Origin of the sequence: Flavobacterium sp., from assembly GCF_017744675.1 — a bacterium.
In the GTDB taxonomy this organism is placed as follows: Bacteria; Bacteroidota; Bacteroidia; order Flavobacteriales; family Flavobacteriaceae; genus Flavobacterium.
This window is the reverse complement of the sequence record NZ_JAGIAV010000001.1, coordinates 842,647-864,906: the sequence shown is the minus strand read 5'-3', so window position 1 is coordinate 864,906 and position 22,260 is coordinate 842,647. Positions and strand designations below refer to the sequence as shown.

Annotated in this window: 16 protein-coding genes; 9 read left to right on the top strand and 7 right to left on the bottom strand. The window is 35.3% G+C overall.

Annotation, left to right across the window (positions count from 1 at the left end):
* Positions 1 to 101: 101 nt before the first annotated feature.
* Both J7574_RS03800 and dnaE read right to left on the bottom strand, forming a co-directional pair.
* Positions 102 to 1,073 (bottom strand): outer membrane beta-barrel protein, encoded by a 972-nt coding sequence (locus J7574_RS03800; RefSeq protein WP_290964431.1) that lies wholly within the window; start codon positions 1,071 to 1,073, stop codon positions 102 to 104.
* A gap of 178 nt (positions 1,074 to 1,251) precedes the next feature.
* On the bottom strand, positions 1,252 to 5,790 hold the full coding sequence (gene dnaE / locus J7574_RS03795) for a DNA polymerase III subunit alpha (RefSeq protein ID WP_290964428.1): 4,539 nt from the start codon (positions 5,788 to 5,790) through the stop codon (positions 1,252 to 1,254).
* A 478-nt stretch (positions 5,791 to 6,268) separates the two neighbouring features.
* Between dnaE and J7574_RS03790 the strand changes: the two genes are divergently transcribed.
* The 6 genes from J7574_RS03790 to leuB all read left to right on the top strand — a co-directional run bounded on the left by J7574_RS03790 (position 6,269) and on the right by leuB (position 13,776).
* Complete coding sequence (locus J7574_RS03790; RefSeq protein ID WP_290964426.1) at positions 6,269 to 7,072, top strand: SDR family oxidoreductase; 804 nt, start codon at positions 6,269 to 6,271, stop codon at positions 7,070 to 7,072.
* 247 nt (positions 7,073 to 7,319) lie between these two features.
* Positions 7,320 to 8,240 carry an AraC family transcriptional regulator gene (locus J7574_RS03785; protein WP_290965411.1) on the top strand — a complete coding sequence of 307 codons (921 nt, stop codon included), beginning with the start codon at positions 7,320 to 7,322 and terminating at the stop codon, positions 8,238 to 8,240.
* Between the two features lie 529 nt (positions 8,241 to 8,769).
* Positions 8,770 to 10,164: a 3-isopropylmalate dehydratase large subunit gene (gene leuC, locus J7574_RS03780; protein WP_290964424.1), complete on the top strand. Its 1,395-nt coding sequence runs from the start codon at positions 8,770 to 8,772 to the stop codon at positions 10,162 to 10,164.
* A 164-nt stretch (positions 10,165 to 10,328) separates the two neighbouring features.
* Complete coding sequence (gene leuD, locus J7574_RS03775; protein ID WP_290964421.1) at positions 10,329 to 10,925, top strand: 3-isopropylmalate dehydratase small subunit; 597 nt, start codon at positions 10,329 to 10,331, stop codon at positions 10,923 to 10,925.
* A 115-nt stretch (positions 10,926 to 11,040) separates the two neighbouring features.
* Positions 11,041 to 12,561, top strand: a complete 1,521-nt coding sequence (locus J7574_RS03770) for an alpha-isopropylmalate synthase regulatory domain-containing protein (protein WP_290964418.1) — start codon at positions 11,041 to 11,043, stop codon at positions 12,559 to 12,561.
* Between the two features lie 159 nt (positions 12,562 to 12,720).
* The gene (leuB, locus tag J7574_RS03765) at positions 12,721 to 13,776 is read left to right on the top strand and encodes a 3-isopropylmalate dehydrogenase (RefSeq protein ID WP_290964415.1); all 1,056 of its coding nucleotides are present in this window, start codon (positions 12,721 to 12,723) and stop codon (positions 13,774 to 13,776) included.
* 145 nt (positions 13,777 to 13,921) lie between these two features.
* On the opposite strand, the gene J7574_RS03760 is transcribed toward leuB, so the two are convergent.
* Together J7574_RS03760 and J7574_RS03755 are read right to left on the bottom strand one after the other, a co-directional pair.
* On the bottom strand, positions 13,922 to 14,266 hold the full coding sequence (locus J7574_RS03760) for an RNA-binding protein (RefSeq protein ID WP_095929711.1): 345 nt from the start codon (positions 14,264 to 14,266) through the stop codon (positions 13,922 to 13,924).
* A gap of 113 nt (positions 14,267 to 14,379) precedes the next feature.
* On the bottom strand, positions 14,380 to 14,871 hold the full coding sequence (locus J7574_RS03755; RefSeq protein ID WP_290964411.1) for a DUF6252 family protein: 492 nt from the start codon (positions 14,869 to 14,871) through the stop codon (positions 14,380 to 14,382).
* A 191-nt stretch (positions 14,872 to 15,062) separates the two neighbouring features.
* On the opposite strand from J7574_RS03755, the gene J7574_RS03750 reads away from it, so the two are divergent.
* From J7574_RS03750 to J7574_RS03740, 3 genes are all read left to right on the top strand, one after another.
* Positions 15,063 to 15,629 carry a 30S ribosomal protein S16 gene (locus tag J7574_RS03750; protein WP_290964408.1) on the top strand — a complete coding sequence of 189 codons (567 nt, stop codon included), beginning with the start codon at positions 15,063 to 15,065 and terminating at the stop codon, positions 15,627 to 15,629.
* Positions 15,630 to 15,645: 16 nt separating this feature from the next.
* Positions 15,646 to 16,170, top strand: a complete 525-nt coding sequence (gene rimM, locus J7574_RS03745; RefSeq protein ID WP_290964405.1) for a ribosome maturation factor RimM — start codon at positions 15,646 to 15,648, stop codon at positions 16,168 to 16,170.
* Positions 16,171 to 16,254: 84 nt separating this feature from the next.
* Positions 16,255 to 16,962: a methyltransferase gene (locus tag J7574_RS03740; RefSeq protein WP_290964402.1), complete on the top strand. Its 708-nt coding sequence runs from the start codon at positions 16,255 to 16,257 to the stop codon at positions 16,960 to 16,962.
* A 51-nt stretch (positions 16,963 to 17,013) separates the two neighbouring features.
* Here J7574_RS03740 and J7574_RS03735 read toward each other — a convergent pair whose 3' ends face one another.
* Genes J7574_RS03735 through J7574_RS03725 form a run of 3 tightly spaced genes read right to left on the bottom strand, consistent with a single transcriptional unit; the run spans position 17,014 to position 22,190 of the window.
* The gene (locus J7574_RS03735; RefSeq protein ID WP_290964399.1) at positions 17,014 to 18,657 is read right to left on the bottom strand and encodes a S41 family peptidase; all 1,644 of its coding nucleotides are present in this window, start codon (positions 18,655 to 18,657) and stop codon (positions 17,014 to 17,016) included.
* Between the two features lie 42 nt (positions 18,658 to 18,699).
* Positions 18,700 to 19,995 (bottom strand): HlyD family efflux transporter periplasmic adaptor subunit, encoded by a 1,296-nt coding sequence (locus J7574_RS03730; RefSeq protein ID WP_290964397.1) that lies wholly within the window; start codon positions 19,993 to 19,995, stop codon positions 18,700 to 18,702.
* Between the two features lie 2 nt (positions 19,996 to 19,997).
* Positions 19,998 to 22,190, bottom strand: coding sequence for a peptidase domain-containing ABC transporter (locus J7574_RS03725; RefSeq protein ID WP_290964395.1), 2,193 nt, complete (start codon positions 22,188 to 22,190; stop codon positions 19,998 to 20,000).
* Between the last annotated feature and the right edge of the window lie 70 nt (positions 22,191 to 22,260).

Genomic DNA, 22,260 nt, shown 5'->3' with positions numbered 1-22,260 from the left:
AGATTGCTTCATTCCTCGCAATGACAAGCAAAAAAAAATAAAAAAGGATATTCTCTCGAATATCCTTTTCTTCAAAAAACTATAAAACTTCTATAAAAAAATTATAGACTGTATTTGATACCTAATGTTAATCCTAAACCAGAAATACCAACGTAAGAGCTTAACTCATCCATTGGTTTACTTTGATCAACACCATTTGGATTAGTCAAAGCATTGTTTGAATTTGTGTCTAAGCGATCTACATAATGAGTATGATTTGAAGCCGTTGAACCAACTCTAAAGTTTGTATTAGTATTTAATTTATCCACACCGTTTTCAGTATATTCCGTTGTTTCTTTCGTTTTACCATGTACTGTAAAGTTACGGTATTCTAATTCAGCAAAAGCAGATAGGTTTTTTCCTAATTTATAAGAAGTACCTAAAGCCGCCATAAAACCAATTGTAGCATTAGGTTTCACCACATCTTTTGAGTATGCATCAGTTTTAGCAACTTGATTTGCGCCGACGAATGTTGTATATTCTCTATTTGTTTTAATATCCAATGTCCCATGTACAGGAACAATAACTCCAACTTTAGTGTAAGGTTCAAAACCATGAGCCTCTCCTAGAAACATTACAATTGCAGGAGCCAAATCAAAAGCTTTAATTTGTCCCTCTGCTGTAAAACTCACATAGGTAGCTGGAGTAGTTGCACTTGCTGTAGTTGGATTAGCAAGTCTATTTGTTGTTTGAGACATTGTTTTCTCATTACTAACATAATAGTTAGCAGACAATTCAACTCCTAAACGTGTAGAAAAACGGTAACCTCCAGTAATTCCACTTCTAAAACCTTGTCCAAAAGAACCTGTTACACTTTCTCTTGAAACCAATCTATTATTAGCTAAAGTACCTTCATAAACATCCCTATTTGGTAGTTGACCACCAACAACTGGAAATTCTGTTGAAGCTGTTTGATTGAAATATGATGCTCCTAATTTGAAATACCAGCTTTCTGGTTTTTCTGCTTTTTCTGTTTGCGCCATTGTGGTCATTGAGCAAACTAATAATCCTAATAATAATAGGTTCTTTTTCATAATTTTGATTTATTGATTTATACAAACTTAGACTATATTTAACATATTCTTATAGTTTGCAAAGTTAGACTTGGAACGAAAACGTTGTAATTTTGGGCAATATTACTAAAAAAGTATTATGCATGCATATTTTTAACACAAAAATTTAACATGTGTTTAAAATTTAACTGTTAATTTTTTAGTTCAATTTAAAATTAATCTGCATTTTCTCCAGTTCCTGCAATAATTCAGCTGAAATTTTAACCTTCAAGCGACGGCTTGGCATTGTCAATTTGGTTACTACTTTTATCTCTTCTACTTCATTTACAGCCTGTATTTTTGTATCCTCTAGTGCGACATCTTCATTTTCATCATCTCCATCAAAAACAGCATCTTCAGAATCTTCAAAGTCTGTTGGTGTTTCTACCTCAACCAGTTTTTTTATTTTTTCTAATTCCATGATTTCAAAAGTCACAGAATTCTCTCCTTTATTTTCATTAAATAAATGACTCAGTTTATGTATAAATTCAGGGTGAAGGTCCTTAATATTTAGTAAAACAATTAGTTTCTTGGCGAATGCTTCTAGAATATCCTGCAATTGGCGAATCTCTACAAACTGCATTCTAGGATCAGACTTTTTACCTGTATCGTGATTTACCCAACCATCTTTGATCAATATTTTCAAAAAGGCAAAATTGTTCTGAATTAAGAAATGGCGGAATTTTAAATATTCTTCCCCAAAAATCTTAAACTCATAACTTTCATCATAACCCTCTAAATTGAAAGCTGCCCAACCTTTTCCGTTTTTGGCAACACGATGCTGCACGTTATTGATAATTCCGGCAAAATGTAAATTCTTTCCAACATATTCATTCATGCTTTTCAATGCTTCTAATCGGGCATTGCAGAAGTATTTCATCTCAAACCTAAAATCATCAAGCGGATGCCCAGAAATATAGATTCCGACAACCTCTTTTTCTTTAGCCAGTTTTTCCATTGTACTCCAGTCTTCACATGGCGGCACCACCGGTTCTGCAATTTGCACTTCACTTGTTTCTCCAAATAAACTTACCTGAGATGAGTTTTCATTTTCCTGAAATTTCGATCCGTAGCGCATTGCTTTTTCATAGAAAGTGATTCCGTCACCATCATCATGGAAATATTGCGCTCTGGTAGTTCCTTCAAAAGAATCAAAACCACCTGCTAATGCTAAATTCTCAATCGCTTTTTTGTTGGCTGCACGAAGGTCAATTCGCTTCGCTAAATCAAAAATCGATTTATATCTTCCGTCTTTTCTGTTTTCTACTATAGTCTCTACAGCTCCTGCTCCTACTCCTTTAATAGCTCCCATTCCGAAACGAACAGCATAGTCATCGTTTACCGTAAATTTATAGTACGATTCATTTACACATGGGCCCAAAACCTGCAATCCCATACGTTTACATTCTTCCATAAAGAAAGAAACCTGTTTGATATCGTTCATGTTATTTGAAAGTACTGCTGCCATATATTCTGCAGGAAAATGCGCTTTCAAATAAGCCGTCTGGTATGCAATCCATGCATAACAAGTCGAGTGCGATTTGTTGAAGGCATAACTCGCAAAGGCTTCCCAGTCTTTCCAAATTTTTTCCAGAATCTTAGCGTCATGACCTTTTGCAGCAGCTTGCTCAACAAACTTCGGCTTCATTTTATCAAGTACATCTTTCTGTTTCTTACCCATCGCTTTACGCAAAACGTCGGCCTCACCCTTTGTAAATCCTGCCAAAGACTGAGACAAAAGCATTACCTGCTCTTGGTAAACTGTAATTCCGTAGGTTTCTGATAAATATTCGGCACACGCATCTAAGTCATATTTGATTTCTTCGTCACCATTTTTTCTTCGAACGAAAGACGGGATATACTCTAAAGGCCCTGGACGATACAAAGCGTTCATCGCAATTAAATCTCCAAATACCGTTGGTTTCAGATCTTTCATGTATTTCTGCATCCCAGGCGACTCGTATTGGAAGATTCCAACAGTTTCACCTCTTTGGAAAAGCGCATACGTTTCTTCATCATCAATTGGAAAGGTATCTGGATCCAGTTCGATTCCTGTTCTGTATTTTACCAGTTTTACAGTATCTTTTATCAGTGTAAGGGTCTTCAGACCCAAGAAGTCCATTTTCAGCAATCCGGCACTTTCTGCAACCGAGTTATCGAACTGTGTTACATATAAATCTGAATCTTTTGCTGTTGTAACCGGAACATAGTTTGTAATATCCGACGGTGTAATGATTACACCGCAGGCGTGAATACCCGTGTTACGCATCGATCCTTCAAGGATTTTTGCCTGCTGAATGGTCTCTCCTGCCAAATCATCTTCATTGGCAATCGCGATTAATTCTTTTACATTGTCAAATTCGTCAGAACGAAGCGCTTTTTTAACCTCTTCTTCACTTTCTGAAATAAAACGCGCCAAATTCCATTTTGACGGCATCATTCCCGGAATCAGTTTTGCAATTCTATCGGCTTCAAATAAGGGTAAATCCAATACACGAGCCGTATCACGAATTGCCGATTTGGTTGCCATTTTACCATACGTGATAATTTGTGCTACCTGTTTTTGACCGTATTTGTTGATTACGTATTCCATTACACGTCCACGACCCTCGTCATCAAAGTCGATATCAATATCGGGCATCGATACACGGTCAGGATTTAAGAAACGCTCAAAAAGTAAGTCGTATTTAATGGGGTCAATATTGGTAATTCCGAGACAGTAAGCAACCGCAGATCCGGCTGCAGAACCACGTCCTGGCCCTACCGAAACGTCCATTTTTCTAGCTTCGGCAATGAAATCCTGTACAATCAAGAAATAACCTGGATATCCAGAATTCGAAATCGTCATTAACTCAAAATCCAGACGTTCCTGAATCGATTCGGTAATTTCACCATATCTTCTCTTAGCTCCTTCCATGGTGAGATGACGTAAATAAGCGTTTTCACCGCGAACACCATTATCTTTTTCATCTTCTGGATCAACAAATTCGTCTGGAATATCGAACTTCGGAAGCAATACATCACGATAAAGTGAATATCCTTCCACTTTATCTATAACTTCCTGAATATTTATAATCGCTTCTGGCAGATCGGCAAAAAGCTTTTTCATCTCGTCTTGCGACTTGAAATAATACTCCTGATTTGGAAGTCCGTAACGGTAACCACGACCACGACCAATTGGCGTAGCTTGCTTTTCACCGTCTTTTACACACAGCAAAATGTCGTGTGCATTGGCATCTTCTTTATTTAAATAATACGTATTGTTAGTTGCAATCAGCTTGACATTGTGCTTTTGAGAAAACTCAATCAAGGTTTTGTTAACACGGTTTTCATCTTCCTGATTGTGGCGCATCACTTCCAGATAGAAGTCTTCGCCAAATTGTTCTTTCCACCAAATTAAAGCTTCTTCCGCCTGGTTTTCACCAATATTCAAGATTTTACTCGGAATTTCTCCATATAAATTCCCAGACAAAACCATGATATCGCCTTTGTATTGCTCAACGATCTTTCTGTCAATTCTAGGAACATAATAAAATCCGTCAGTATAGGCAATCGAAGCCATTTTGGCCAAATTGTGATATCCTGCTTTATTCTTAGCCATTAAAACAACTTGATAACCGTTGTCTTTTTTGCTCTTATCTAAGTGGTTGTCACAGATATTAAATTCACAACCTACGATTGGTTTGATTTCAGTTTCTGTTGGCTCTTCTCCAGCTTCAACCAAAGCTTTATTTTTAGCGGAAGCTCCTTTATTGTGGTTCATAACAGCACTCACAAAATGGAAAGCTCCCATCATGTTTCCGGTATCTGTCATTGCCACGGCTGGCATTCCGTTTTTAGCGGCAGCTGCCACAATATTTCCAACACCGATTGTCGATTGAAGAACCGAAAACTGGGTATGATTATGTAAATGTGCAAATTTTGCTGCTTTGAAATCAGCTTTATCTTCTTCTGAAACAACAGTCTGCTGACCTTCTCCCGCTAAAGCTTTCAGCTGTTCTCTGATTTTATCAGAAGCCGCTTTTAGATTAATATGCTTTAAACCAATAAGCTGAAATGGCTGCGGATTTCTTTGTTGAAAATCTTTGAAATACTCCTTTGGAACATCCAGTTCTTCTTTGGTGAAAATTTCTCTTCTAACCAATTCTAAGAAACAACGCGTAGTTGCCTCAACGTCGGCAGTTGCATTGTGCGCTTCCGCGAAAGGCTGATCGAAAAGATAGCTGTGCAACTCCGTTAAAGTTGGAAGTTTGAATTTTCCTCCACGACCTCCAGGAAGCTGCAATAAAGAAGCAGTAACTTCGGTACAGGTATCCAGAACGGGAATTGAAGCCATAGTAGAATCTACTCCCATTCTATGGAATTCGGCTCCCATAATATTAACGTCAAAACCTAAGTTCTGACCTACAATAAATTTTGCTTTTCCTAATGCAATATTGAATTTCTCTAAAACTTCAGCCAAAGTGATTCCGTCGGCTTCAGCCAATTCAGTCGAGATTCCGTGAATACGCTCAGCATCATAGGGAATATTAAATCCTTCTGGTTTTACTAAATAATCCTGATGCTCGACAAGCTGTCCCATTTCGTCATGAAGCTGCCAAGCGATCTGTATACATCGAGGCCAGTTATCAGAGTCAGTTATTGGGGCATCCCAGCGTTTTGGTAATCCGGTGGTTTCGGTATCGAATATTAAATACATAGAATTATAAAAAGTCAAATTTTAAAGCTCCAAATTTCATATCTTTCACATTGTAAACTATTGACAACATGAAACATAACAAAATACGAAATGAAAAATGGAAGAAATTCAAATTTACGCTTTTTTTGGAGAAATAACGAAACGAAAGTTGTTAACAAAAACGTTAAATGAAATCCGTCAAATGCAATTCTTAAAATTTTAAACACAGAGAAACATAGATTTTAGTTTTGTAAAAAAGAAATTTTAGAAAATCTAGATTTTCACACATAGCTATGTGTATTTAAATTGAGTGAAACGCCTTTGTAGGCATAGAGAAACTATGTTTCTATGTGTTTAAAACAATTACACTCAAAGTTTTTTAATCCAAAAAACTCCGATTATTCATTTTGAACACTCATTGCTTCAAAATGAACACTTTTAAACTGCAGTGTATACTGAACTTTGCTTCATCAAATTATAACAATAAAAAATAATAATCATGAAAACAATTTTTATCACAGGCGCATCATCAGGTTTAGGAAAAGCAACAGCAAAATTATTCCACGAAAAAGGATGGAATGTAATCGCAACCATGAGAACTCCAGAGAAAGAAACAGAACTTTCTCAATTAAAGAATGTAACGCTTTTACCTTTAGACGTTACCAATTATGACCAAATACAATCAACCGTTCAAAAAGCACTTGAAATTAGCGATATAGATATTGTTTTCAACAATGCTGGCTATGGTTTAATTGGCCCTTTGGAAAGCCTTACAGATGATCAAATTACAAAACAGCTCAACACTAATTTATTAGGAGTAATTCGCGTTACAAATGCTTTTATTCCGTATTTCAGAGAAAGAAAAAGTGGTTTGTTTATTTCTACAACTTCTATTGGCGGGCTTATCGCTTTTCCTTTAAGCTCAATCTATCATGCAACAAAATGGGGACTTGAAGGCTGGAGCGAAAGCATGGCTTACGAATTAAATCCGTTTGGAATAAACATTAAAACAGTTTCTCCAGGCGGCATTAAAACTGAATTTTTACACGGTTCTCTCGACACAGGAATTCAGCCTGAATATGAAACATTGTCAAATAAATTGTTTGCCAATGTTGACACGATGTTTGAAATGGCGTCAACAGCAGAACAAATTGCCGACGTAGTTTACGAAGCCGCAACCGACGAAAAAAAACAATTAAGATACGTTGCCGGAGAAGATGCAAAAGCAATGTACAAACAAAGACTAGAAGTTGGAGACGAAGTTTTTCGTACTGAATTTAGCAAACAATTTTTTGGAGAATAATAATTCTTATCAAGCTCCAGCGGAGCAGAATATTTATAGAAATCCATCAGATTCAAAAAGCTCCAGCGGAGCGGAATATCCACTACAATACGGACATATTTCACTCCGCTGGAGCTCTGCTCTTAATAATAAAAACGGTTTCTATAAATATTATGCTTCTCCGAAGCTGACTTTTCAAAAGCAAAGAAACTGTTCAATGCTTTTCGGAAAGGCCTCATTACTTTTTAAAATTTCATACTTTTATATCATGGAAAAGAAAAACAATACTCCAGCAAAAATCTCTTCTATCTCACAGTTTCATGACTTGCTTAGATTGCCAAAACCGCTTCATCCAATGGTGAGTTTGGTCGATAATACACAGTTGGTTATCAATGAAGATATAGCAAACCATGCTTTTTTATTTGATTTTTATAAAATCTCCTATAAGTTTTCTACGAAAGGGAAAATGGGTTACGGTCAGGGCTATTATGATTTTAATGAAGGCGGACTCCTATTTGCTTCTCCTAGCCAGTTAATTTTTACCGAAAATGAAGAAGGAGCTGAATACGGAGGTTATACGCTTTTGTTTCATTCTGATTTTATTAGAAATTATCCTTTAGGAAAAAGCATCAAGAAATATGGCTTTTTTTCTTATGACACCAACGAAGCGCTGCATCTTTCAGACAGCGAAAAAACAATTATCATTGGGTTATTAAAAAGCATCGAAAACGAACTCAATACCGCAATTGATGAAATGAGTCAAGATGTGATTGTTTCTTATATTGATGTACTGCTGAATTACAGCAATCGTTTTTACAAACGCCAATTTATTACCAGAAAAACGGTCAGTCACGATTTATTATTAAAAGTCGAAGAAACGCTGGACAACTACATTAGCAATGCTGAAACCTTAAAAAGAGGATTGCCAAGTGTAGAATTTTTAGCTTCTCAAATTAATGTTTCAAGCCATTATCTGAGTGATATGCTTCGAAACTTAACAGGACAAAATGCGCAACAGCACATTCATTCCAAACTCATTGAAAAATCAAAAGATTTCTTGATTACAACCAATCTTTCAGTGGCAGAAATCGCTTATCAATTGGGTTTTGAATATCCGCAATCGTTCAGCAAATTATTCAAAAAGAAAACAAACTTGACGCCTTTAGAATTCAAAAATTCTTTAAATTAAGTCTTCCAAAATCTTCTAAAAAATGTTTTTCTAGGACTTTAATTTTCGTGTTAAAAGTCATAAATTTTTATAAAATTTCACCTCTTGGATGTCGTAGTCTTTTGCTGTTTTATTGATTCTAAATAACAGCCTAAATAGAGAATTAAAACCTCAAAAAAAGCACAAAAACAGCCATTTTAAAAAGAAATCAAAACTAATAATTATTACTATTTTTATTTAATTTGTTACATATTTTCAAACAAAACCCTGTATTTTATAGTGCTTTTGAGATAAATTTGCAAACTATTAAAACAAAAACCAATTAGACAAAATTAGAAGTTAAAAAGAAAAACAAAATCAGTTTTTAAATCATTTTTCGGTCAAATTTGAAGTCGCAAAAGCCAATTGGCAATTTGTAATTTAGTTTGGGCATCGTATATAATGAAATATTGAAATTGACGCTTTTTTATCTTTTTTTACTTTTGTTTTGCTATTATAATGAACAGGAAATTGCTGTGGTTATAGAAATTACAATTTAAAAAAATAAAAAATGAGTAAGACATTATTTGACAAAGTATGGGATTCACATGTTGTGCGTAAAATTGAAGATGGGCCAGATGTGTTTTTTATTGACCGCCATTTCATTCATGAAGTTACGAGTCCTGTTGCTTTTTTAGGATTAAAATCAAGAGGCGTTAACGTTTTATACCCAGAACGTACTTTTGCAACTGCAGACCATAATACCCCAACCATAAACCAACATTTACCAGTAGAAGATCCTTTATCGGCAAACCAGCTGAAAGCTCTTGAAGACAATGCGAACGAATACGGAATTTCGCACTGGGGATTAGGTCACCAAAAAAATGGAATTGTACACGTAGTTGGTCCTGAAAACGGAATTACTTTGCCTGGTGCTACTATTGTATGTGGAGACTCGCATACGTCTACTCACGGTGCTTTTGGCGCTATCGCTTTCGGTATCGGAACATCTGAGGTTGAAATGGTGCTTTCTACTCAATGTATTATGCAGCCTAAACCAAAGAAAATGCGTATTAACGTAAACGGACAACTAAGTAAAGGTGTTGGCCCAAAAGACGTTGCGCTTTACATTATTGCTCAATTAACTACTTCTGGAGGAACTGGTTACTTTGTTGAATACGCTGGTGATGTTTTCGAAAATATGACTATGGAAGGTCGTATGACAGTTTGTAACTTAAGTATCGAAATGGGTGCTCGTGGAGGAATGATCGCTCCTGACCAAACTACTTTTGATTTCTTAGAAGGAAGATTATACGCTCCAAAAGGAGAAGCTTGGACTAAAGCTGTTGAATATTGGAAAACACTTAAAACTGATGCTGATGCTGTTTTTGATGCTGAATTAAACATCAAAGCTGAGGATATCGAACCAATGATTACTTATGGTACTAACCCAGGAATGGGAATTGGTATTACAAAACATATCCCGAATGCAAAAGAAGTTGAAGGCGGTGAGGAAACTTACAAAAAATCTTTAGCTTACATGGGCTTCAACGAAGATGATGTAATGATTGGAAAACAAATCGATTACGTTTTCTTAGGAAGCTGTACAAACGGACGTATTGAAGATTTTAGAGCTTTTGCTGAAATTGTAAAAGGAAGAAAAAAAGCCGATAATGTTACGGCTTGGTTAGTTCCCGGATCTCACGTTGTTGAAGCACAAATTAAAGAAGAAGGAATTTTAGATATCTTGACAGAAGCTGGTTTCGTATTACGTCAGCCTGGATGTTCTGCTTGTTTAGCCATGAACGACGATAAAGTTCCTGCTGGAAAATATGCAGTAAGTACTTCAAACAGAAACTTTGAAGGTCGTCAAGGTCCTGGTTCTAGAACTTTATTAGCGAGTCCAATTATGGCTGCTGCAGCTGCTGTTACAGGAAAACTAACAGATCCAAGAGAGCTTTTTTAATTTTAGATTGAAGATTTTAGATTTTAGATTGCTGATGTAACTGAATCTAAATGTCTTCAAATGAAATTGACTAACATTATTAAAACAAAATATTTTAGATTCAAAGTTTTACGTTTTCAAAAGAAAATCTAAAATCTAAAATCTAAAATCTAAAATTCCAAAAAATGGCATACGATAAATTTAATATACTTACAAGCAGCGGTGTACCGTTGCCAATTGAGAACGTAGATACAGATCAAATCATTCCAGCTCGTTTCTTAAAAGCTACAAAACGTGAAGGTTTTGGAGATAACCTTTTCAGAGACTGGAGATACAATGGAGACGATACTCCAAAAGCAGATTTCGTTTTAAACAATCCAACTTACAGCGGAAAAATCCTTGTAGGAGGAAAAAACTTCGGTTCTGGATCTTCTAGAGAGCACGCTGCATGGGCAGTTTACGATTACGGATTCCGTGCTGTAGTTTCTAGTTTCTTTGCTGATATCTTCAAAGGAAACTGTTTAAATATTGGTGTTTTGCCAGTACAAATCAGTCCAGAATTCTTGGAAAATATTTTCAAAGCAATCGAAGCTGATCCTAAAACAGAATTAGAAATCAATCTTCCTAACCAAACTATTACTTTATTGTCAACTGGCGAGCAAGAATCTTTCGCTATTAACGGTTACAAAAAGAACAACCTAATTAATGGTTTTGACGACATCGATTATTTACAAGATATGAAGGAAGATATTAAAGCTTTCGCTGATAAACTTCCTTACTAATAGAAATATCATTCAGTCTATTAGACCCGAAAGGCTTCAAAACCTCTCGGGTCTTTCTAAATTAATAATACAAACCCGCTATCATTTCGAAATTAAGGAAATATAGATTGTCAATATGGAAAAAAGAAAAATTGAAATAATGGATACGACGCTTCGTGATGGTGAACAGACCTCAGGAGTATCATTTTCTGCTGCAGAAAAACTGACCATTGCGCAATTGTTGTTGGAGGAATTGAATATTGATAGAATCGAAATTGCTTCGGCGCGTGTGAGCGAAGGAGAATTTCAAGCCGTAAAGGGCATTACTTCTTGGGCTGAAGAAAAAGGATACATCAACAGAATTGAAGTCCTAACATTTGTTGATGGAGGAGTTTCAATCGATTGGATGAAAAAAGCAGGTGCTAAAGTTCAAAATTTATTGACAAAAGGTTCAATGAATCACTTAACGCATCAGTTAAAAAAAACGCCCGAACAGCATTTTTCAGAAATTGCTCAAATAATTGTTTTAGCCAAAGAAAATAACATTGAAACCAATGTTTATCTAGAAGATTGGAGCAACGGAATGCGAAATTCTCCTGAATATGTCTTTCAATTTTTGGAGTTTTTATCAACTCAGCCAATCAAAAGAATTTTACTTCCTGACACTCTAGGAGTTTTAATTCCGTCTTTGACTTTTGAATTTATTTCTAATATTAAGGAAAAATATCCGCAGATCCATTTCGATTTTCACGCACACAACGACTACGATTTAAGCGTTGCCAATGTAATGGAAGCCATAAAAGCTGGAATTAACGGACTTCACGTAACGGTAAACGGAATGGGAGAACGTGCCGGAAATGCACCTCTTGAAAGTACAGTTGCGGTTATCAACGATTATTTGCCACAAGTAAATATCAACGTAAAAGAAACTTCATTGTATTCTGTAAGCAAATTGGTTGAAACGTTTACGGGTTACAGAATTCCTGCAAATAAGCCAATTGTTGGCGACAACGTTTTTACACAGACAGCTGGAATTCACGCTGATGGAGACAACAAAAACAATCTTTATTTTAATGATCTTCTTCCAGAACGTTTTGGAAGAAAACGTAAATATGCTCTTGGAAAAACTTCTGGAAAAGCCAATATTGAAAAGAATCTTCAGGAATTAGGTTTAAAACTAAACAACGAAGATTTGAAATTGGTTACTCAAAGAATTATCGAATTGGGCGACAAAAAAGAAACCGTAACTAAAGAAGATCTTCCCTACATTATTTCTGATGTTTTGGACAGCCATACTTACGAAGAAAAAATCAAAATCGAGTCTTATATATTAGTTCACTCAAAAGGAATGCGTCCGTCTACTACTTTGTCCTTAAATCTTAATGGAGAAATAATTGAGGAAAATGCTCAAGGAGACGGTCAGTTTGATGCTTTTATGAATGCTTTATCTAAAATTTACAAAAGCAAAAAGCTAACACTTCCAAAATTGATTGACTATGCCGTGAGAATTCCGCCAGGAAGTAGTTCTGATGCCTTGTGCGAAACCATTATTACATGGGTCAACAACGGTAAAGAATTCAAAACCCGCGGATTAGATTCAGATCAAACTGTTGCAGCGATTATTGCAACGCAAAAAATGTTGAATATTATTACTTAAGGTACTAAGAGGCTAAGGTTCTGAGGCTCTAAGATTTTTCTTTGACCTTAGAACCTTAGTCACTCAGAACCTTAGAACCTTAAAAAAACTAAGCTACTAAGATTAAAAAACTTAGAACCTTAGCAACTCAGAACCTTAGAACCTTTTAAAAAATATAGAATGAAATTAAACATAGCCCTTTTAGCCGGAGACGGAATCGGACCAGAAGTAATCGATCAAGCAGTAAAAGTATCAGATGCTGTTGCGCAAAAATTTGGACATGAAATTACTTGGAAACCAGCTTTAACAGGTGCTGCCGCAATTGATGCAGTAGGTGAACCTTATCCAGATGCAACACACGAAATTTGTAAAAATGCTGATGCCGTTCTTTTTGGAGCTATTGGCCATCCTAAATACGATAACGATCCTTCTGCGCCAGTTCGTCCAGAACAAGGTTTGTTAAAAATGCGTAAAGCTTTAGGTTTGTTTGCAAACGTAAGACCAACTTTTACATTTCCATCTTTATTAGACAAATCGCCGCTAAAAAGAGAAAGAATCGAAGGAACTGATTTAGTTTTCTTAAGAGAGCTAACAGGCGGAATTTACTTTGGTGAAAAAGGAAGAAAAGACAACGGAGATACAGCTTACGACAATTGTGTTTACACAAGAGCAGAAGTACAGCGTTTGGCTAAAAAAGGTTTCGAACTGGCAATGACTCGTTCTAAAAAACTTTGCTGCGTTGATAAAGCAAACGTTTTGGAAACTTCACGTTTATGGAGAGAAACAGTTCAAGCAATGGAAAAAGATTATCCAGAAGTAGAAGTGAGCTACGAATTTGTTGACGCTGTTGCTATGCGTTTGGTTCAATGGCCAAACTCTTACGATGTATTAATTACGGAGAACTTATTTGGAGACATCTTAACAGATGAGGCTTCTGTAATTTCTGGTTCAATGGGATTAATGCCTTCTGCATCTATGGGAGCTGAAGTATCTTTATTTGAGCCTATTCACGGTTCATATCCACAAGCTACAGGATTAAACATTGCTAACCCAATGGCGACTGTTTTATCTGCTGCCATGATGTTCGAAAACTTCGGATTGATGGAAGAAGGAAAAGCAATGAGAGATGCTGTAAACAAAGCTTTAGAAGCTGGAGTAGTTACCGAAGATTTAGCTAACGGAGGCAAAGCATACGGCACCAAAGAAGTTGGCGACTGGTTAGCTGCGAATGTATAAAAGTTAATTTTGTTTCAGGTTTCAAGTTTCAAGTTGTGGAACGTGAAACCTGAAACTTGACCCGAGGCTTTAGCCGAACGGGCGAAGCAAACAAAAAAAAGGGACCAACTTTCGTTGATCCCTTTTATATTTTAGAAAAAAAACATTAATATTCTCTTCTGTTTCCGCGATCTCCACCACGGTTGTTTCCGTAACCTCCACGATCGTTTCCTCCGCGGTTGTTATTAAAACTTCTTCTTTCGCCTTCTGGTTTTGGTTCAGATTTGTTTACAACAATTGTACGTCCTGAAACAACAGCTCCGTTTAATTCGTCAATTGCTTTTTGAGCTTCAGCATCATTTGGCATTTCAACAAAACCGAATCCTTTACTTCTTCCAGTAAATTTATCAGTAATAATTTTAACAGAGTCAACTGCACCATAAGCCTCAAAAGACTCTCTTAAATCTGCTTCCTCAATACTGAATGGAAGGCTTCCAACAAAAATATTCATAGATATTTATTTATAATAATACACAAATGTAATCTTATTTCTATCTAATCCACCATGTTATGAGTTTATTTAAGTTTTTATTTTGATTTTGAAGGCTTAACTCAAACAAAAGCTTAGTTGACAGGAACAAAATTTCCTTGTGGTGTTATTGGAATTTTATAAAAAACGCCTTCCGAAAAATACATTGTTTGTTTTTCGGAAGTAGGATCAGTATTAACTGCCGTAAATTTAAACGTTCCAGAAATAGTATTATCTTCCTTATTATATTCAGTCACAACAATCTGTCCGTTTCCTTTACCAGTTCCCGTACTAAATTCTGCTTCTTGTCCTTTATATGTGTTTTTATAAGTCGCTTTTGTAACGTCGTCTACACCCAATACAAAGGTTTTTTCAGATGGTTCAGCAAGCTGAAACCGTATTTGCTCATAACCTAACGATCCTTCGATAACAAAAGTCCCATTCGATTCTGTTTCGCTTGTGTAAACTTGAGCCCGCCAAAAATTGTTATCTTTTAAAGTCTGAAAAGCTGGATTATTAAATCTTATATCCTCTGTACAAGATACAAACAGCAGTAAAAATGACAAAAAGTAAAAGTATTTTTTCATATTTAAAATGAATTTGATGCAAAAGTATCGCATTAAGCGCTAAATACTTAAATTAAAAAGTCAAAAAAATGCTAAAAAAACAACTTAAATGTATTTAATCTTTTTTAGAAACGTCTTTTTCATAAAAAAATTATATCTTTGCGCCCTTAATTAACAGAGGTCGAGTACCTCAAAATTTAATCAATAAGATTATGTCAGTAAAAATTAGATTACAAAGACACGGTAAAAAAGGAAAACCTTTTTACTGGGTAGTAGCTGCAGATGCACGCTCAAAAAGAGATGGTAAATACTTAGAGAAAATCGGTACTTACAATCCAAACACTAACCCAGCAACTGTTGAGTTAAACCTTGACAGCGCAGTTCAATGGTTACACAATGGTGCTCAACCAACTGATACTGCAAGAGCTATCCTTTCTTACAAAGGTGCTTTATTGAAACACCACCTTGATGGAGGAGTTCGTAAAGGCGCTTTAACGCAAGAGCAAGCAGATGCTAAATTAGCTGCTTGGTTAGAAGCAAAAGCTGGTAAAGTTGATGCTAAAAAAGATGGTTTATCTAAAGCTAAAGCTGATGCTAAAGCTACAGCTTTAAAAGCAGAGAAAGAAGTTAACGCTAAACGTGTTGCTGATGCTGCTGCTGCACAAGCTGAAGCTGCTGCCGCTGCACAAGCTGCTGAGGCTACTGAAGAAGTTGCTGAAGTTGAGGCTGCTGAAGAAGCTCCTGCTGCTGAAGAGAATAACGAAACAACTGAAGCATAATTTTTATTTAGCGATAATGCGTAAAGAAGATTGTTTTTATTTAGGTAAAATCGCTAAAAAATTTAGTTTCAAGGGTGAAGTTTTGGTCTATTTAGACACAGACGAACCTGAGTTATACGAAAATCTGGAATCAGTGTTTGTTGAACACAACAAACACTTGGTTCCTTTTTTTATTGAAAATAGTTCTTTACACAAAAACGACTTTTTAAGAGTTCGTTTTGAAGATGTAAATACCGAAGAAGATGCCGATGCTATTGTAGGAAACGGCGTTTATCTTCCTTTAACTATGTTGCCAAAACTTTCAGGCAACAAATTCTACTTCCACGAAGTTATTGGTTTTGAAATTGAAGACAAACGTTTGGGTGTTTTCGGAAAAATAACTTCTATAAACGATTCAACTGCCCAGCCTCTTTTTGAGGTTTTAAATGGAGAAGTTGAAATCTTAGTTCCAATGATCGATAATTTCCTTGTAAAAATCGATCGCGAGAACAAAAAAGTAATCATGGATCTTCCTGAAGGATTGGTAGAAATGTACCTTTAAATAGACTTCTTAGAATATTAGATTTTTAGATTTAATTCTAGAAAAATCAAAAATCAGCACTCATTAATCTTAAATCTTAAATTAGTGTTTCAGTTTAAACAATTTTCTGTCAAGCAAGACAAAACCGCTATGAAAGTAGGAACAGATGGCGTTTTACTCGGCGCTTGGGCTCCTATCCATCACAATCCGTTTAGTATTTTAGATATTGGAGCTGGAACAGGAATTATTGCTTTAATGCTGGCACAGCGAACAAATGCCGAACAAATTGATGCATTGGAAATTGATGAAGATGCTTACGAACAAGCAGTAGAAAATTTTGAATCTTCTCCTTGGGGCGATCGATTATTTTGCTTTCATGCGGGTTTAGATGAATTTATTGAAGAGCCAGAAGACGAATATGATTTGATTGTTTCAAATCCGCCTTTTTATGCTGAGAATTACAAAACAGAAAGCGAACAACGTGATTTAGCTCGTTTTCAAGATGCAATGCCTTTTGAGGAAATTGTTGAAGCTGCCGATTTGCTGCTTTCTGAAAACGGAATTCTAGCTGTTATTATTCCTTTTAAAGAAGAAGAAAAATTCATTGCTTTGGCTAAAGAATTCGAATTATATCCACTAAAAATAACTAGAGTTAAAGGAACTCCAAAAACTGAAATCAAACGTAGTTTATTGGCTTTTAGCCGAAATGAAGTTTCTGAGATTGAAATTGATGAACTAATTATCGAAATTGATCGTCATGTTTATACTCCAGAATATATTGAACTGACAAAAGAGTTTTATTTGAAGATGTAAAAAACATCTTTGTCAAAGTTTTAACCTTGACAAAGATTCTATTTAAATTTTTTATTTGCCATTTTTAGCAAAAAGAATCGCTCTTTCCAAAATTTCGTCTCTTCCTTGCTGGATTCCCAAAATAGTTGGTTTTACTTCAATATCTGGAACAATCCCAATTCGTTGTGTTTCTTTTTTATTCGGATAAAAGACACCATAACAAGTAAATGAAGTATAAAATCCTTTTATAATTGGAAAACCATAATTTGCACCATCTGCACCGCCAGTTTGGCTTCCAATCACTTTAACTTTTGGAGCTGTTTGTAAACTCATCGCATTAAATTCTGCATGGCTCACTGCTTTTTCATTTATTAAAACAATTACTTTTCCTTTGTAATATTCTGGATTATTTTTACCACACTTTAAAGTTTCATTTCTCCATAAGTAACGTCCTGGATAACTTACATCTGGATCTAAGAACTTCACAAACTCTTTCTGTTCAGGGTTAAGCCAATCTGAAATTGCATACATAACATCATGAGGACGCTCTCGATTATCGAAAATAACAGCACTTGTATTATTCAATGCTGATATGAGAGCAGGAACATCCCTTTCTTCTAAAGCATCGTAATTAACATAACCGATATTGCCTTCTAGTATTTTCCATTTTTCACGATCTGGAAACTGAATTTTTAAGTCTTTATACTTGTAACGTTTAATAGATTTTACTTCAGACTTTCCATTTCGAATAAACTCCACCTCTACTGCATCTGATTTTCCATTAAAAATAGTCCAATAAGCATTTCTTAAAATAGATGGTTCATTGGATCCCTCAACATACTTTCTGTTTTCTTTTAAAAGTTCTGCTACCAATTTTCCGTTAACTTTTGTAAATACATCTCCGATTTTAATATCGCTGACTTTTGCCAAAGAATCATTTTTCAAACCAACAACAATTGCTTTCTCATCTATAAAACTGACATCGGCTGGAATAAATTTATCCCCAAAATATTCGAACAATTGAGGCATTTGAGTTGAAGCGTGAGTGTCATTTAACTTTATAGAGATTTCACGCATTGCCAAATTAAAATCCTTTTCAGATTTTGGAGCATAAAACCTCGGCAACATTTCTGTTAACACTTTATCCCAATTTTCATCCATTTGATATTTGTATGGAAAGAAATATTCAATATAGTTCCAATATCTAAAAAGAGCTAAAAGGCGCATTTTCTCATCTTCCCATTTAAACTCTGTGTACTTTACTTCATTTTTGAACTGCAAAGGCATTCCTCCACCAAGCTTGAAGTCAACGTAGTATTGTTTATCTTGAATCCTGTTTTCTTCAATAAACTTTAATTTCTTCGAAAGTGATTTCGAAAACAAATCATTTTTATTGAGCCAAGACAAATCAAAATTTTTATCAAAGTATTCTTTTTTAGTTTTTGTGTTTTCCTGCTTTTTGATTTCGCCTAAAGAAACAATCCAATTTTCTATCACTTGAGAAAATGCTTCAGAAGTTTGGGCTTCTTCAACTTTTGGTAAGATTTGAAACAATTGTTCGTCCCAATTTTTACTTCCATCAGTAACATTTGGATGATAATATTTTAAAAAGCCCCAAACTTTGCAAGTTGCGGCTAACTTTTGAGTTTCAGTTATTGGTTTAGAAAAAGAAATTTGAAATAATAATACAAAAGTAATAAGTAGTGTTTTTTTCATTTAAAATTTGTGGCTTGGGTTATGGTTAGATTAGAATTACTTTTAAACTTGTTCAAATATGCTTTTAAACTGATACAGAATCCTTTCAATTAAGCGGAGATCTTCGGTTACAATTTCTGCGCTTCCTTTCATTTCCTGCTGAAAAGTAATCTGTTTATCGTAGGATGTTTTTAAACCATTTGGAAGAGCAACATCTATAAGAAGATTGCCATCTTTATCTGGGACTAGCGAAATATTTTTGATTTCGCCTTTTAGAACGCCAAATTCTCGATCTGGATAATTGGCCAAACGGATATTGACTCTCTGCCCTATTTTTATCTTTCCAGAATTTAAAGCCGGCGCTTTCACTTTACCGATAAAACTATTTTTTGCATCTGGAATTATCGAAAATACATTATCTCCAATAGTTATAGTCTGGTTTTCATTCCAAACTTGTAGAAAAGTAACCTTTCCGCTAATCGATGATTTCAAAGCATAAGCCAGCTCCCAATCGCGTATTACTTTTTTTAACTGATAAAAAGACTGCGAAACGCTGCGCCCAAGGTTAACTTCTTCTTTGGTGCTGTTTATCTGCAGGCTCTGGCTTGATTTTGCATTGTCGATAAGAGAAGATTTCAATTGGGAAATCGACGATAATAAGCTTCTGTAATTCTTTTGCGCTTGAAGGAAATTTAGCTTTTTCACTTCCATTTCCTGCGCAGAAATAATTCCTTTATTAAACAGCGTTTCAAAACGGGCCACTTCATTTTTCTGAAGTTCCAATTCTCGTTCGTTAATCAATTTCTGCTGCTGCAAAATTTCTATCCTTTCCGTTATCTGAACTTTTTCAGACTGCTGCGCTCTAGTTTCGACTTGAAAAGGATGCAGGTCTTTATTTAGTTCCTGCGCTTGATAATCCTTCTGAAATGCCGCATATGCGCTTTCGATTTCGCCCAATTGCGTGTTTTTTAAAAGCCCAAAAGGAAACTCTTTTTTAGAATTGTTTATATCATATTGCTCTACAATATCTTTTAACAGAAAAACATCTTTGTAATTGGCTGTGTTTTCAATTATGGCCAGCGTGCTGTTTTTAGCAACAAACGTTTTATTTTTAACCAAAATAGCTTCAATGCGCCCAGACGATTTTGACACTATTTTCTCTGGCGGAATATTGGTGGTAATTACAATTTCAGTTTTAACAACATCTGGGTATTTGACAAACCAAGAGACAAAAAAGAGCATTACGATAATAGAAAATATCAAAACTGTTCCCCATCGTATCATCCAATGCGGCACTTTGGTGAGTATATCCTGTACTTCTTCACTTCTTAATTCAAATGTATCGTTATTTTCTGCCATAATTAATTGCCTAACTGTAATTGATTTTTAACCAATTCAAAATAATTTCCTTTTTGCTCAACGAGTGCGGTATGGTTTCCAATTTCGATGATTTTGCCTTTGTCCAAAACCACAATCTGATCTGCATTCATTACCGTACTTAATCGATGTGCAATTACAATCACTGTTTTGTTTTTAAAGAAAATATCCAATTTCTGCATAATTTCTTTTTCGTTATTGGCATCCAAAGCTGATGTTGCTTCATCAAAAAACAAAATTTCAGGATTTTTATACACTGCTCTGGCAATAAGCAGACGCTGTTTCTGTCCTGTACTCATTCCTAATCCTTCTGCACCGATTTTGGTATTATACCCCAAAGGAAGTTCGCTAATATACTGCTTGATATTTGCCACATCTGATGCATAAACCAACCTTTCTTTATCAATTTTGTCTACTCCAAAGGCAATATTGTTGGCAATCGTATCGCTAAAAATAAAACCTTCCTGCATTACAGAACCGATAGCAGACCGCCAGGCCTTTTGCGAAATATTTTTAAGCTGCGAATTTCCAATACTTATTTCTCCTTTTTCGGGTTCGTAAAATTTTAGCAGGAGTTTCATAAGCGTCGTTTTGCCGCTGCCACTTACTCCTACTATTGCCGTCACTTTATTGGCTGGAATTTTTAGGCTTAAACTATCTAAAACAGGGGTATCTGAACCTAAATATCTATAAGAAACATTTTTTAGTTCGATATCCGAATCATAAGGCACATCATTAGACTGGTGTTCTTCTTGCTGCGTTTCATCTTCTTTTTCGTGAATCTCAGAAAGTCTTGCCAATGAAATTTTAGCATCCTGAAGTTCCCTCACAAATTGAATAAGCTGTGTAATTGGTCCGTTTAAGCTGCCTACTATCGAACTGATCGCCAGCATCATCCCTAAGGTGATCGAACCGTCGATAACCAGCTTTGCAGATAAGAAAGTGATAAAAATATTTTTTAATTCATTTATTACTGACGAACCTATAGTTTGTGACTGTTCTAAAACCAGTCCTTTTATTGAAACTCTGAAGAGTCTTGCCTGAACATATTCCCAACCCCATCTTTTTTGTTTTTCTGCGTTATGAAGCTTAATTTCCTGCATCCCGTTTATGAGTTCCATTACCTTGCTCTGCTCATTAGAAACTTCAGCAAAACGTTTGTAATCTAAAACTTCTCTTCGTTTTAAAAACATGGTTATCCAGCCAAAATAAAGAAGGCTTCCTGCAAAAAACACCAAAAATATCTTAAGGTTAAAATAAGCTAGAACTGCTCCCAATACGAACATATTAATAATAGAAAACAGCACGTTTAAAGACGATGTGGTAAGTATCTTTTCGATTCTATGGTGATCATTTATCCTCTGCATGATATCACCGGTCATTCTTACATCAAAAAAAGAAATCGGCAGATTCATTAGCTTGATAAAGAAATCTGAAATTAAGGAAATATTGATGCGCGTGGAAAGATGCAGCAATATCCAGCTTCTTATGAGTTCCAGACCTGTTCTTCCAGCAAAAAGAAACAGTTGGGCAAATAATATCAGATAAATGAAATTAATATTCTGATTCTGGATTCCGACATCGACAATACTCTGAGTCAAAAACGGAAAAATCAAACTGAGCAAACTGCTTGCAAGGAGCCCTATTGCAAGTTGGATAAGAAAAGATTTATAACGAAGCACATATTGTGACAAAATTCCAAATCCTAATCCCTTATTATCTTCTTTATCAAATTCAGACTGAAAAAATTTTGGTGTTGCTTCAATCAATAGCGCAATTCCTTCCTTTGTTTCACCGTCAGCATTATTGCCAATCCAGAATTTTAAAAAATCTTCTTTACTGTATGTAATAAGTCCAAAAGCAGGATCAGAAATATAGTAAATTCCTCTTTTTATTTTGTAGAGCACCACATAATGGTTATTGTTCCAATGCAGGATGCATGGCAGAGGCGCTTCTTCCAGCCTTTCTAAACTTAATTTTACTCCCAAAGTTCTAAAACCAATTTTCTCAGCAGCATCGCTCAGAAAAAGCAAATTACTTCCCTCACGAGTTGTTTCGCTAAAATCTCTCAACTCCTGAATATTGATTGTTTTGCCGTAATGTTTTGCAATAATTTTTAAACATGTAGGGCCACAATCTTTATGATCTGCCTGTTTGTAATTGGTGAATTTTTTCAACTATAATTGGGTTTATCTTACAACAATATTATACAAAAATTCTTAAAAAAACAGTTCAATGTTTAATTAA